The organism is Halorussus halobius, from assembly GCF_004765805.1.
Taxonomy (GTDB): domain Archaea; phylum Halobacteriota; class Halobacteria; order Halobacteriales; family Haladaptataceae; genus Halorussus; species Halorussus halobius.
In genome coordinates this window covers 122014-134598 of sequence record NZ_SBIU01000003.1, presented here as the reverse complement: position 1 = coordinate 134598, position 12585 = coordinate 122014, and the positions used below count along the sequence as shown (strand labels likewise).

At 67.2% G+C, this 12585-nt stretch carries 13 protein-coding genes and 1 tRNA gene; 9 read left to right on the top strand and 5 right to left on the bottom strand.

Going from position 1 to position 12585, the window contains the following annotated elements:
- The first annotated feature begins 72 nt into the window (after window positions 1-72).
- The 4 genes from EPL03_RS07370 to EPL03_RS07355 are packed head-to-tail and all read left to right on the top strand — an operon-like array spanning window position 73 to window position 2134.
- A complete protein-coding gene (locus tag EPL03_RS07370; protein WP_135828713.1) occupies window positions 73-363 on the top strand; it encodes a 50S ribosomal protein L21e in 291 nt (96 codons plus the stop codon).
- Between the two features lies 1 nt (window position 364).
- The gene (locus EPL03_RS07365; protein WP_135828712.1) at window positions 365-721 is read left to right on the top strand and encodes an RNA polymerase Rpb4 family protein; all 357 of its coding nucleotides are present in this window, start codon (window positions 365-367) and stop codon (window positions 719-721) included.
- 43 nt (window positions 722-764) lie between these two features.
- Window positions 765-1346 (top strand): DUF655 domain-containing protein, encoded by a 582-nt coding sequence (locus EPL03_RS07360; protein WP_135828711.1) that lies wholly within the window; start codon window positions 765-767, stop codon window positions 1344-1346.
- Window positions 1343-2134: a PHP domain-containing protein gene (locus EPL03_RS07355; RefSeq protein ID WP_135828710.1), complete on the top strand. Its 792-nt coding sequence runs from the start codon at window positions 1343-1345 to the stop codon at window positions 2132-2134. Before EPL03_RS07360 ends, EPL03_RS07355 begins: the two co-directional genes overlap by 4 nt.
- 236 nt (window positions 2135-2370) lie before the next feature.
- Here EPL03_RS07355 and EPL03_RS07350 read toward each other — a convergent pair.
- A tRNA-Leu gene (locus EPL03_RS07350) sits at window positions 2371-2454 on the bottom strand.
- 87 nt (window positions 2455-2541) lie between these two features.
- Here EPL03_RS07350 and EPL03_RS07345 point away from each other — a divergent pair.
- The 3 genes from EPL03_RS07345 to EPL03_RS07335 all read left to right on the top strand — a co-directional run bounded on the left by EPL03_RS07345 (window position 2542) and on the right by EPL03_RS07335 (window position 5102).
- A complete protein-coding gene (locus EPL03_RS07345) occupies window positions 2542-3333 on the top strand; it encodes an inositol monophosphatase family protein (RefSeq protein WP_135828709.1) in 792 nt (263 codons plus the stop codon).
- A gap of 92 nt (window positions 3334-3425) precedes the next feature.
- Window positions 3426-3890 carry an Lrp/AsnC family transcriptional regulator gene (locus tag EPL03_RS07340; protein ID WP_135828708.1) on the top strand — a complete coding sequence of 155 codons (465 nt, stop codon included), beginning with the start codon at window positions 3426-3428 and terminating at the stop codon, window positions 3888-3890.
- 84 nt (window positions 3891-3974) lie between these two features.
- Window positions 3975-5102, top strand: a complete 1128-nt coding sequence (locus tag EPL03_RS07335; protein ID WP_135828707.1) for a DUF63 family protein — start codon at window positions 3975-3977, stop codon at window positions 5100-5102.
- Between the two features lie 538 nt (window positions 5103-5640).
- Here EPL03_RS07335 and EPL03_RS07325 read toward each other — a convergent pair.
- Both EPL03_RS07325 and tbsP read right to left on the bottom strand, forming a co-directional pair.
- Window positions 5641-7410, bottom strand: coding sequence for a YcaO-like family protein (locus tag EPL03_RS07325; protein ID WP_135828706.1), 1770 nt, complete (start codon window positions 7408-7410; stop codon window positions 5641-5643).
- An 83-nt stretch (window positions 7411-7493) separates the two neighbouring features.
- A complete protein-coding gene (gene tbsP, locus EPL03_RS07320; protein WP_135828705.1) occupies window positions 7494-8318 on the bottom strand; it encodes a transcriptional regulator TbsP in 825 nt (274 codons plus the stop codon).
- Between the two features lie 298 nt (window positions 8319-8616).
- Here tbsP and EPL03_RS20620 point away from each other — a divergent pair, with 298 nt between their 5' ends.
- Entirely contained in the window at window positions 8617-8751 is a 135-nt protein-coding gene (locus tag EPL03_RS20620; protein ID WP_280178835.1) for a hypothetical protein, read from the top strand.
- Window positions 8752-8753: 2 nt separating this feature from the next.
- Here the strand turns inward: EPL03_RS20620 and EPL03_RS07315 are convergent, their stop codons facing one another.
- A complete protein-coding gene (locus EPL03_RS07315; protein WP_135828704.1) occupies window positions 8754-10850 on the bottom strand; it encodes a hypothetical protein in 2097 nt (698 codons plus the stop codon).
- A 102-nt stretch (window positions 10851-10952) separates the two neighbouring features.
- On the opposite strand from EPL03_RS07315, the gene glyA reads away from it, so the two are divergent.
- Window positions 10953-12200: a serine hydroxymethyltransferase gene (gene glyA / locus EPL03_RS07310; protein WP_135828703.1), complete on the top strand. Its 1248-nt coding sequence runs from the start codon at window positions 10953-10955 to the stop codon at window positions 12198-12200.
- Window positions 12201-12227: 27 nt separating this feature from the next.
- Here glyA and EPL03_RS07305 read toward each other — a convergent pair whose 3' ends face one another.
- Complete coding sequence (locus EPL03_RS07305; RefSeq protein ID WP_210424932.1) at window positions 12228-12584, bottom strand: type II toxin-antitoxin system PemK/MazF family toxin; 357 nt, start codon at window positions 12582-12584, stop codon at window positions 12228-12230.
- Between the last annotated feature and the right edge of the window lies 1 nt (window position 12585).

Sequence of the window (12585 nt, the reverse complement as noted above, 5' to 3'; positions counted from 1 at the left end):
CCCGCACACGCGTCCCGAGAACCGAGGAACGCACCATTTATAACGCCGACAGAACAAAGGAGTGGTACGACTATGCCGAGTTCGAACGGACCCAACCACAGCACCCGCGACAAGCTCTCGAACAGTCCCCGGGAGAGCGGTACCTCGCCGCCCCAGCGCGCCGTCGAGCAGTTCGAGGAGGGCCAGAAGGTCCACCTCAAGACCGACCCCAGCGTCGAGGAAGGCCGATTCCACCCCCGATACGGCGGCCTGACCGGCGAGGTCGTCGGCAAGCAGGGAGAGGCCTACAAGGTCAGCGTCAACGACGGGGGCAAGGACAAGACCGTCATCACCGTCCCCGCCCACCTGAAGGCTCAGGAATAGCATGACCATCTTCAAGGAGAAACTCGACGAGGAGTACCTCACGACGGCCGAGGCAAAGGAACTCCTCGCCGATGTCGAGCAGGAGCGCGCCCTCGACGAGGACCGCGAGATGCCCTACGAGGTCGCGCGCGCCATCGACCACGTCAACCGGTTCGCCACGCTCGACGTCGAGGAGTCCCGGGACCTGGTCGAGCAGTTGCTCGAACTGGAGAAGGTCGACGAGCCCACGGCGTACAAGATCGCCGACGTACTCCCGCAGGACCGCGACGAGCTCCGTGCGGTGTACGCCCAGGAGCGATACACCCTCTCGGGCGAGGAACTCGACGACATCCTGAACGTCGTGGCGAAGTACGTCTGAACCCACCAACTCTTTAAGTGTCTCGTCGGCGTATCCTGTGACAATGAGCGAACAGAACCAGACGGAGCAACAGGTTCCCGCGGTCGTCCTGGACTTCCTCCCGCGCGGTCGGGCCGACGACGACAGGCCACAGCACCGCAAGCAGCCGGTCGCGTACGCGCTCGGCGTCGAGGAGTTCCGGCTGTTCGAGGTCACCCTCGAGGAGGACGTGAACCTCACCATCACCGACCGGTTCGACGCCGACCGGTCGAGCGACGCCGTGGCCAGCGTCCGCGAGGTCGAGTACGAGGACCTCTCGGGGGCGGCCCAGTCGGAACTCGAACACGCCGTCCGCGACGTGGTTGGGTCCGACGAACAGCGGTTCGTGGACTTCTACAACGACGCCCAGCCCATCACGCTGCGGCTCCACCAGCTCAACCTCCTGCCGGGCATCGGCAAGAAACTCCGGAACAACGTGCTGGAGCAGCGAAAGCGCAAGCCCTTCGAGAGCTTCGGTGACCTCGAAGACCGGGTGTCGGGCCTCCACGACCCCTCGGAGGTGCTTGTCGAGCGCATCCTCGAAGAGCTCCGGGAGGACGACCTGAAGTACCGGACGTTCGTCCGGGTCGAGGACCAACAGCAGTGACTGCCAGTCGGCCCGTCACCCGCGACTACCACGTCCACTCGAACTACTCGGACGGCGACCGTCTGACCCGGATGGTCGCGGCCGCCGAGGCGGCGGGGCTGGAGGCGGTCGGGTTCGCCGACCACTGCAACGTCGCCGACGACGAGGACCTCCGACGAGCCAAGCGCGAGATCGGCATCAACCTCGACCGGTCGTATCCGCTCCGCCGGGAGGCCATCGAGTCGCTGCGCGAGCGGTCGGACCTCCGCATCCTCGACGCGGTGGAACTGGACTACGCGCCTGGCGACGAGGCCGAGATAGCGGCGTTCCTCGACGAGGCCGACTTCGACTACGCCATCGGGAGCGTCCACCGCGTCGACCGCGTCAACGTCCAGAGCACCACGCCGTTCGCGGACTGGTCCGACGCCGAGCGTCGCGCCTTCGTCGACGACTACTACGAGGCGCTCGCGGACCTCGTGGACTCGGAACTGTTCGCCATCGCGGCCCACGTCGACCTGCCCGAGCGCACGCCACCGCTCCGGGGGTACACCACGACCGACCACCACGCGATGGTCGCCGACGCCTTCCGGCGCTCGCGGACGATTCCCGAACTCAACGCCGGGCGCGTGCGCCGCGAGTACGGCCAGTTCCACCCCGCACCCGACTTTCGGGCGGCCCTGCGCGAGCGCGGCGTCGCATTCGTCGCCGGGTCGGACTCGCACGCCCCCGAGGAGATTCGGAACCGGAAGCTGGTCCTCGACGACTACTTCGACGCGCGCGACGCCGAACCGGCGCGATTGTTCGCGTAGCCGGGGCTGTCAGGTCGCGTTCTCGGGTCAGAAGTTTGCGAGGGAAGATCGCTCCGAAGCGGTCTTCCTGCAGTCGCGCGCTCACGTCCGTTCGCGCGCAGACATGCGAGGGAAGGGATTTGAACAACGTCGGGACGGTCCGGGCGTGCGGCCCTGCGGGCCGGTCCGGGCTGCGTCCCGCCTCGTTCGAATCCGTCCGTCACGCAGTCGCGCTCACGTTCGTTCGCGCGCAGACATGCGAGGGAAGGGATTTGAACCCTTGGACCCCTACGGGAGCGGATCTTGAGTCCGCCGCCGTTGGCCTGCTTGGCTACCCTCGCACGCGTCGGGTCGTAGCGTCGTTCCGGATTTAATCCCTGCGCTTCCGAACCGACAACGCTTTTCCCGGCAGGTTCGACCACGAAAGCGTGAGCGACGACGCCGACCGCCGCCTCGCAGTCGCCGAGCGCGCCGCGCGCGCCGGCAGCGAGGTCGCGGCACGGAGCTTTCGACGGGACATCGACGTCGAGACCAAATCGGGCGAGACCGACGTGGTGACCGAGGCCGACCGCGCGGCTCAGCGCCGGGTCATCGAGGTCGTCCGCGAGGAGTTCGACGACGTAATCGTGGGCGAGGAGGAGGACGAACGCAAGACGGTGCCCGACGAGGGCGACGCGTGGGTCGTCGACCCCATCGACGGCACCAACAACTACGTCCGCTCGATTCCGGTCTGGGCGACCAGCGTGGCGGCGGTCCGCGACGGCGAGCCGGTCGCGGCGGTCAACGACTGCCCCGCGCTGGGAGACACCTTCGTCGCCGGTTCCGACGAGGTCACCCGGAACGGCGAGCCGGTGTCGGTCAGCGAGAAGACCGACCCCGCGACGTTTGCCGTCACCCCGACTATCTGGTGGGACTTCGACCGTCGGGACGAGTACGCCGCCGTCTGTCGGGAACTGGTCGAGCGGTTCGCCGACGTGCGCCGGTTCGGCTCGGCACAGGTGACCCTCGCCCTGGTGGCGGCGGGGTCCTTGGAGGGAGCGGTGACGAACGTCGACCCCAACCCGTGGGACACCGTGGCGGGCGTCCACATGGTCCGGCGGGCCGGCGGGACGGTGACCGACCGACACGGCGACCCGTGGCGACACGACAGCGGGAGCCTCGTCGCCTCGAACGGGGAGGCCCACGACGAACTCCTGGCTACCCTCGACCCGGTGGCGTGAGCCGAACGTGTTGCCGACGTGAGCACAGGATAACTCGCGCCCGGCGAGACGAATTGTAAGAATATATAGCCTGAAAGAATCTGGTGTGGGGTATGGAACTCGACGATACCGACCGAGCGATACTCGAAGCACTTCAGGAAGACGCGAGAACGCCGTTCAGCGAGATCGCGCGCCGAATCGACATGTCCAGCGCCACGGTCCACGACCGCGTGAATCGGATGGAAGAGGCGGGGGTCATCGAGGGGTACCACGCGAAGGTCGACCCCAAGGCGCTCGACTACGGCATCTCTGCGGTCGTGGGCCTGCAGGTCGAACAGGGCCAGGAACAGGACACGCTCGGCCGACTCGAAGACATCCCGGGGGTCCAGCAGATACACCTCACCACGGGCTCGTGGGACGTTCTGGTGCGGGTGTACGCCGAGGACGCCGACCGACTCCGGGAGCTCATGTTCGAGAACGTCGCCCAGATGGAGGGGTTCGCCCGCTCGCAGACCATGGTCGTTCTCGGCACGCCCTACGAGACCGAAGAGTTGCCCATCGCGCCCGACGGGGAGTAGTCCAGGTCCGAATCGTCGCCGCGAGGGCGGTCCGGCCCGCGCGAGACCGGAACCGTAAAACAGCCCGGTTCCCCCTTGGCTTACATGGCCACTGCAATCGAGGAGTTCGACACCGAACGACTCTGGGGCGGCGTGGTCGCGGTACTCGCGGTCGCCCTCGTCGGTGGCGCGCTCGTCTTCCCCGAACGCGTCTACTACGGCTTCGTCTGGCACTACTTCTGGGGCCCGGTGGTCGCCGACGCCCAGAGCGCGACGTGTGCTGCCTACGCCGACGGGTCGGTGAGGCTCCTCTACGACGCTGCGGCCTGCACCGCGGCGGCCGAGCCCGTCGCCTATCCGGGGTACACGCTGGTCTCGGAGGTGGGTTACGCGCTCACGATGCTGCTGGCGCTGGTCGGACTGGTGTTCCTGCTCCGGCGACTCGACGTCGGCGGGGAGCGTAGCATGTTCTACGCGCTGTTCCCGTTCATGTTCCTCGGCGGCGCGCTCCGGGTCGTCGAGGACGCGTTCGACGGGCTCGACCCCAGCGAGACGGTCGTCTCGTTCCCGTGGAACACGCTCATCATCAGCCCCGTCATCTACTTCACGATGTTCGCGGTGGCGCTCGTGACGCTGGTGGTCAGCGTCTGGCTGGCCGGCCGCGACGCCGCCTCCGAGTACGGCTATCCGCTCGCGGGGGTCGGCACCGCCCTGCTCGCGGTCACCGTCGGCTACCTCGGGGTCCTCGCGGCCACCACGACCTACGTCGACTTCTATCCCCAGATCACTATCGTCGTCCTCGCCGGGGCGACGCTCGTGACGTGGCTGGCGTGGACCGCCGTCGAGCGATTCGCGCCCGAGATCAACGCGGGGACCGGGCGGATGGGTATCGTCGTGCTGTGGGCTCACTCGGTCGACGGCGTGGCCAACGTCGTCGGCATCGACTGGGCGAAGGAACTCGGTCTGCCCGCCGACCTCGTGCCGAAACACCCCGTCAACGCGGCGCTCATCGGCGTCGGCGAGCAGTTCCCCGAGGCGGTCCAGCACTTCATCGGGACGGCGTGGCCGTTCCTCGTCGTGAAGGTCCTCGCGGCGGTGTTCGTGATCTGGGTGTTCGACGAGCGGATATTCGAGGAGAGCCCGCGTTACGCCGTCCTGCTGCTCGTAGCCATCGTCGCGGTGGGACTCGGTCCCGGCACGCGGGACATGCTCCGGGCGACGTTCGGGGTCTAGACGCCTCGCCCGGGACCGCCCGCGTCGAGACGGTCCACGGTGGTCTCGGACACGTACCGGTTGCCACAGTTCCGACACTCGGCGACCTCGACCGGCGCACTCGCCGAGACTCCCGGCGATTCCGGAGCCACGTCCCGACGCTCGAGCGACCTGCCGCAGTTCGCACACGACAGATCGTACTCCGGGATTATCGACGGCCACCGCGACGGGGGCCGTCGGACCCCGAGAGAGCGTCGATTCCCGTCATGCGGTAACAGGAACGACGGGGTTCGACAGCAACCCCCGCCCGCCACGCGGCGGCGCTATGCTGCGCGCTCACGAAGGTTCAAATACGAGGAAGGGCCGAAACCGGCCCGTGCTCTGAGTCGGGCCGGGACGCGTTCGCGGTCGCGCGGCGCGCGGCGTTCCGGCTGCGGGTCGCTCCGCGACGCGAGCGGTCTCGGGGCGACGCCGCGAGACGCGTCGACCCTCACGCGCGCCGCCTGTCAGCTACACCCGCCCCGTCCTCGACATCGTCGACCGCCGGACGCGAGCGCGTCTACGGGTAGGGATGGTGGTCGCTGTCGGGCCGGAACTCGAACCCGAGTTCGGAGGGCACCCCGCGAGCACGCGTTCCGAAGAACGATTCGCCCGTGAACAGGGGTTGGGCCGCCGGTACCACTACTCGGACCGCCTCGAAGCCGAGTTCGGCCACGTCGCGGGGCGTGAGCCGCGCGGCGTACGCCGAGAGGTCGACGTCGGCGAGTCGGGCGAGGACGGCATCGAGCTCGGCCGCGCCGACGGGCGGGTCGGTCGGTCCGACGCTCGCGCTCGGCACCGTCGTCTCGGCGTCGACGAACGCCCGAGCCGGGTCCGGGAAGTCGGCGTACCGTCCGATAGCGCCGTCGGCGTCGGCGGCGTCGGCCTCGCCCATCGACCGGAGTTCCATCCAGTTCTGGAGCGCCTCCGCCAACGCCGACGCGGCTGCGGCGTCCGGGTCGAGGTCGGCGGCCGAGCCGACGGCGAACTTCGGCCAGTCCGTCTCGCGGTGGACCGCTGTGGCGACCACCGGCACGTCCACGTCCTGGGTCACCAGCAGGGCTGTCACGTCGAGGTCCAGTGCTCGCGAACGCGCTCGCAGCGCTTCGAATCGGCCGCTCTCGACCGACAGCTCCAGCGGCGCGAACGTCGAGTACCACGCCAGCATCGTGGCGTCGCGCTCGAGCACCTCGTACAGCCCGGACAGCAACGCCTCGACCGTCGAGTTGCCCAGACCCAACCCGGTCGTGATCGAGGGCTTGTGACGAACGTCGGGCGGCGGGAAGTGGACGAACTCCGCCGGCAAGTGAACCGACTCGCCCGTCCGCAGGTCCTCGCCGTCGACCCACGCCAGCGGCTCGTCCGGCCCGGGCGTCGACCAGTCGTCCGGCACGACGAACCCACCCGGCGGGACCGCCGCGTCGAGGTCGGCCACCCGAGCGGTCCGGAACGTCGACTCCCGATAGACGCCGGCGGCGTACCGCTCCAGGCCCTCCCCGAGCGCCTTCATCAGCGCCTCGTTCCAATCGACCGCGACTCCGGCCGCCTGCTCGGCAGCCGCGGCGTCGCTGAAGCCCTCGGTGTCCGCCAGCGTCGCGAGGTAGTACGGGACGGGGAACGACTCAGCCTCGCCGACGGTCGAGACCGGACCGACGCGCTCGTCGACGGCCTGCTCGGCTCGCGCGAGCGCGTCGTCGAGGTCGACGTCGGCGTATTCGCGGTCGAGCGACGGGGCGCGGTCGTGACCGGCCGGCCCCTCCTCGTCGTCGCAGGTCGGACAGCCGGGTACTGGCCGGAGGCTCCGTTCGGCGTGGGGCACCTCGATCACGCCGCCCAGAGCCGACGATTCGCCGCCGGCGAGCAGTTCGGCAGCCTCGCGTCCGGCGAGCGCGCCTGCGAACCGCTGGACCGCCCGACCGGACCCCGGTTCGGCGTCGCCTTCCAGTTCGCCGTCTTCGTGGTCCAGATTCGCGCGAACCCGCGCCCGGAGGCAATCGTAGCAGGCGGTCCCGGGAGCGAATCCCGACACGGCGGCCTCGACCTCCGGGAGCGTCTGGCCGCCGACGCCCCCGAGTTCGACCGCGAGCCACGGAACTCCACCCTCGATTGTGGCGGCGTTCGCCGTGGCGAACGCCGCCGCGCCGGCGTCGGCGACGACGACCGCGAAGTCCGCGACGCCGACGCGTTCGGGGTCGGACGCGACGGTCTCGGCGGCGACGTCGCCGAGCGCCGCCTCGACCGCGTCGACCCCCGGTCCCGACCCGACGAGTCCGACTGTGGGCGTACTCATGGCTCGACGGTCGCAGGCGGGGAGCAAAAGTGCGGTGCTATCGCTCGACGACTACCGCTCGAAAGAACGATTGGGTCGGCGGCTCAGTGCAGGAGGCTCTGGGCGACGCCCGCGAGCTGGTCGGTGTCGGCGCTGCGGAGGTCGTCGTTGGCCAGCTTGAGGCGCAGGCGCGGACGACCGACGTCGATGGGGACCTTCTCGGTCCCGATGAGGCCCATGTCTTCCAGCTTGGTCTTCGTGCGCGAGAAGGTCGCCTTGCTGGCGATGCCGACGTCCTCGCCCCACTTGCTGATGTCGTACAGCAGCGCCTCGTTCTTCGCCGCGACGAGCAGGCTGATGGTCACCTCGTCGAGCCCGTTGCCGTCCCCGCGTGCGGTCTCCATCGAGGACAGCACCTCGTCGAAGTCCTGCTGGGCGTCCGCGCTGATCTCGTCGCTCAGGGTGTCTCGGACGCGTGTGAGCGGCGGGGTCCGGAGCGAGAACTCGTCGGCCGACTCGAACTGGTCGGCGTAGTAGTCGTACGCCTCGCCCACGAACGTCTCGTCGTCGGCAGTGAGCCCGCCCACGCGGTCGTCCGCGGTCACCAGCGCGATGACGACGTCCTCGGTCACCAGCAGTGAGTTGCTCGGGGCCTCGTCGATGGTACGTAGCGCCAACGCGTCCGCGTCGATGAGGTCGGCAGCGTTACTGGCGACGATGAAGTCCTCCATCACGTCCTTCAGCGTCTCCGACTCCGCGAGCATCCGGAACGTCGGGAGTTCGCCTTCGTACTCCGTGGCGACGTCGATGAGCTCCTCGATCGCGTCCGCGGAGGGATTGACTACGAGCATTTCGTCCGGCGCGCCGTCGATGACGGTCCGGAGTATTTCGGCGATTTCCTGATTCAGTAAATTCGATTCGGTCTCCATGTACCCACAAACGTTTTACCCCTACTTAATTTTAACGTTAGTAACAGAGGGGAATCGCGGATTATGCACATGATTCGATGGGGTGGCTCGTGATTCTAATCCGAACGGGGACTGCAACTCGAATCACCATCTAGTTCGCGGTGTACGGCCCGGATTCCCTGGAGTTGGAAGCCCTGACGTCTGGTCGCGCACGAGACAATCAACTTCAACGAAGCATTTCCGGAAACAACATGTCAATTACAATATCTGGTGGATGCGGAATATTCAAGTATTGCGAGGTAGTACCATGGGACAAGTCATGCGAGGCAAAATCCGACAGTGGTTCGCTGAGCGTCCGCGTGCGATGACTGCGGCGTACTTCGTGCTGATGAGCGGTTCGATTCTGGTGGACATCGGGGTTCACGACGCATCGGGTGCGACGACCGGCCCGTAGTACTACAGAATTCCTTTCAATTCGTCGGACCAGTGGAGGCCTCCGTCGTAGATGACGGGCGCTTTTGCCCTGTCCAGAAATTCGAGCAGGTCGGACCGGTCGAAGGTTAGTTCGACTTCCGTGCTGTGAAGGTGGTATTCGTCGTGGTCGTCGTGGTAAATCTGGTAGACCGACCCGTTGGTGTCGATAGACATCTGTCGATGCATCATCTCGTAGGTCTCCTCGCCGATTTCTTCGACGGTTAGCAACACCGGAAATCGGTTGTCCGTCTGCGTGAGGGTGTGAGTCCCGTCACCGACGACCGAGTAGTCTTTGCCCATCATGATGCGACGGCGCGCGAAGCGAAGGGCGAGGTCGATGTTAAAGCCGTTAATCAGCAGTCGGGCGAACGCCACGCCCACTTTCGCGGCCTGCTTGTTCAGAACCTTGGTGAACGTCACTGCGCCCGCGACGCTCCCCTTCTCGACGAGGTTCCGCCCCTCGTAGTACGACCCGCACGCGTTCAGGAAGAACGTCTGGACGTTGCTCTCCGCGATGTCCGAGACCGCGAGGTTCCCGTTCGTACAGCGCAGGCCGTCGGTCTCGCAGTGACCGATGTAGTGCACGAAGTCGTGCGGGGATTCCAGCACTGCGGCGAGTTCGTCGGTCCGCAACTGCTCGTGGACTGTCACTTCGATGGGGAGTTGTTCTGCGCGTTCCTCGTAGATTTTGGCGACGGACCTGTGTTCGTCGGCCATCTCCGCGTCGTTGAGGATGACCGTCACGTCGATGTCCCCCTCGCTCTGGTCGAGGTACTCGAACCGGTTCTCGTACGCTTCGGGGACGACCTTGAACACGTCGATGGGAACGCCGTCCGCGAGCCATCCGTTGACCTGCCCCTCGTGGAGGATGGGGTCGCGCCTGTCGACGGACTCGACCGGTCCCGGGCCGTTTCGCGCCATTCCGCCGGGGGTAGCCCGTTGCGGTCGCGGCCCGACGCCGCCCCGGTAGAAGTCGTCGATGGACTTGTTCAGCAACTCCTCTTTCTCGAGGTCCGTCGACTCCGGGAGATAGACGAGGCTGAGGTTGTCGAGGAAGTACGGGAGCGACTCGACGTTGTCCGGAACCGGGTCGACGTGCATCGCGAGGTGCCACTCGGGAAGTTCGTCGTCTATCCGCCCGTACGGCGCGTCCAGGTAGGTCGCGAGCTGTTCGGCCGGCTCGGAGTCGTAGACGCTCTCGGCGTCGAGGCCGACCTCGTCGAGCAGCGACAGCTCCGCCAGCTCCCAGCTGTACGCCCCGCCGTTCCGGACCAGACAATCGAGGAAGAACACGCGACGGAGGACGTCCGCGACCTCGTGTTGGAACCCGGGCAGCGGACCGAACTCGTGGTCGACGCCCGCCTCGGGCGCGCGAAGCGTCGCCGACTCCCGGCGCTCGACGGACAGTTCGGCCTGCAGGTAGTACGCCAGCGGGGCGGCGACGAAGACGTACTCGAACCGGTCGGGGACGACCAACTCGATGCCCACGTCCGACCGTTCTTCCCGGACGGGGTCGGGAATCGCCCGCTCCGGACCCAGCTCGACCCGCGGGGGATGGCCCCGGAGGTTGGGATACGACCGGTCGGGTCCCGTCACCTTGTGCGAGGCGGAGGCGTAGGTCACCGCCGTCGCGACGCCCGCGGGCGTCGGTGGCACCGTCACGGTGTCGACGGGCACCTCCTGATGGCTCCTGAATCCAAAGGTTACGAGCGTGGATTCGCGAAAGGAGACGTGGAGCGTGTTGAAGTCGTCGGTCATCCACACGTCGGCCGACCCGGCGAACCGGAGGTAGGTCTTGATGTTGAGGCTGACGTTGAACAGGTACTCCCCGTCGTCGAGTTCGAGCGTGCCCGCGTCGCTCCCGTGTTCGTACTCCTCGCCGGAAGCGAGGTCCTGTACCTTCACGAGCGCGGCCGGGAGCCGGAGCTCCGAAACGTAGCCCGACACCGTCTCGTCCAGCGGCCGGTCGACCTCGTAGCTCGCGTCGGCGGTCGTCCAGTCGTCGGCCTCGATTGAGACCTCGGTCTTGGTCCGGTCGAACACGCGCAACCCGCCCTCGGTCGCCTCCCACGCTATCATGTCGGTGTCGTACAACGTGTCTCACTGGGAGCTTATATTCCTGTCGACGCCGTTAGAGCCGGGAAAGGTAAGCTTATACGCCGGGCGGGCCGATTTCCCGGCATGGACTACGACCGCGTCCGCGAGTCCGACCCCGACGTCGCAGACGCTCTCGAAGCCGAGCGCGACCGCCAGCGCGAGACTCTGGAGATGATCGCCAGCGAGAACCACGTCAGCGAAGCGGTCATGGAGGCGCAGGGAAGCGTCCTCACCAACAAGTACGCCGAGGGCTATCCGGGCGCGCGCTACTACGGCGGCTGTGAACACGTCGACACCGTCGAGGAACTCGCAATCGAGCGCGCCAAAGAGCTGTGGGGTGCCGACCACGTCAACGTCCAACCGCACTCGGGAACGCAGGCCAACATGGCGGTGTACTTCGCCATGCTCGACCCCGGCGACAGGATTCTGTCGCTGGACCTCAACCACGGCGGCCACCTCAGCCACGGCCACCACGCCAACTTCACCGGGCAGCTCTACGAGGTCGAGCAGTACGAGGTCGACCCCGAGACGGGCTATCTCGACTACGAGGCGCTGCGCGAACACGCCGAGGAATTCGACCCCGACATCGTGGTCTCGGGCTACTCGGCGTACCCCCGCGAAGTCGAGTGGGAGCGGATTCAGGACGCCGCCGACGCGGCCGACGCCTACCACCTCGCGGACATCGCCCACATCACCGGCCTCGTCGCGGCCGGCGTCCACCCCTCGCCGGTCGGGGTCGCCGACTTCGTGACCGGCTCGACCCACAAGACCATCCGGGCGGGTCGGGGCGGCATCGTGATGTGCGACGAGGCGTACGCCGACGACGTCGATTCGGCGGTCATCCCCGGCATGCAGGGCGGCCCGCTGATGCACAACGTCGCGGGCAAGGCGGTCGGGTTCAGGGAAGCTCTCGACCCCGAATTCGAGGACTACGCCGAGCAGACCGTCGCCAACGCCGAGGCGCTGGGCGAGCGCCTGCAGGAACACGGGTTCGGACTCGTCTCCGAGGGCACCGACACCCACCTCGTGCTGGTCGACCTCCGGGAGTCCCACGAGGACGTGACCGGCAAGGACGCCGAGGAGGCGCTCGAAGACGTGGGAATCGTGCTGAACGCCAACACCGTGCCGGGCGAGACCCGGTCGCCGTTCGTCACCAGCGGCATCCGCGCGGGCACGCCGGCGCTGACGACGCGCGGGTTCGACGAGGACGACTGTCGGTACGTCGCCGACCTCATCGCCGAGGTGGTCGACAACGTCGACGACGACGACGTGATGGGCGAGGTCGCCGAGCAGGTCCAGGAACTCTGCGAGGCCAACCCGCTGTACGAGTGACGACGACCGTCTCGCCCTAGTCCCGCGCTACTTCGTTTTCGCCGCCGAAGCGTCGTCCAGATAGGAAATCGTGGCCGCAGTAATCTCATCGGTGAACTCGTCCGTGATGGACCCCTGCGTACCGACGACGTGAAGGTCGTCTTTTAGCGTCGTCACCGTCCACGGCAGAACGTAACTCCGTCGCGCGGGTTCGCCGCGAATCCAAGCGTCGCTCGGAACCACGAGGCTTCCGGGATGGTGAGACTGGGTCGTGAACGCGACGGCAATCGACTCGGCTTCCGGGTACGGCATCCGTTCGTCGGAGACTATCAGCCACGGGCGAGGGTTCGATTCGTCCGACTTGAACGGGTCCGGTGCCCAGACGACGGTGCCTCGGTCCGTCATC

Coding starts and splice junctions, on each gene's coding strand:
- EPL03_RS07370 (WP_135828713.1), top strand. CDS start 73: ATGCCGAGTTCGAACGGACCCAACCACAGCACCCGCGACAAGCTCTCG.
- EPL03_RS07365 (WP_135828712.1), top strand. CDS start 365: ATGACCATCTTCAAGGAGAAACTCGACGAGGAGTACCTCACGACGGCC.
- EPL03_RS07360 (WP_135828711.1), top strand. CDS start 765: ATGAGCGAACAGAACCAGACGGAGCAACAGGTTCCCGCGGTCGTCCTG.
- EPL03_RS07340 (WP_135828708.1), top strand. CDS start 3,426: ATGGAACTCGACGATACCGACCGAGCGATACTCGAAGCACTTCAGGAA.
- EPL03_RS07335 (WP_135828707.1), top strand. CDS start 3,975: ATGGCCACTGCAATCGAGGAGTTCGACACCGAACGACTCTGGGGCGGC.
- EPL03_RS07325 (WP_135828706.1), bottom strand. CDS start 7,410: ATGAGTACGCCCACAGTCGGACTCGTCGGGTCGGGACCGGGGGTCGAC.
- tbsP (WP_135828705.1), bottom strand. CDS start 8,318: ATGGAGACCGAATCGAATTTACTGAATCAGGAAATCGCCGAAATACTC.
- EPL03_RS20620 (WP_280178835.1), top strand. CDS start 8,617: ATGCGAGGCAAAATCCGACAGTGGTTCGCTGAGCGTCCGCGTGCGATG.
- EPL03_RS07315 (WP_135828704.1), bottom strand. CDS start 10,850: ATGATAGCGTGGGAGGCGACCGAGGGCGGGTTGCGCGTGTTCGACCGG.
- glyA (WP_135828703.1), top strand. CDS start 10,953: ATGGACTACGACCGCGTCCGCGAGTCCGACCCCGACGTCGCAGACGCT.
- EPL03_RS07305 (WP_210424932.1), bottom strand. CDS start 12,584: ATGACGGACCGAGGCACCGTCGTCTGGGCACCGGACCCGTTCAAGTCG.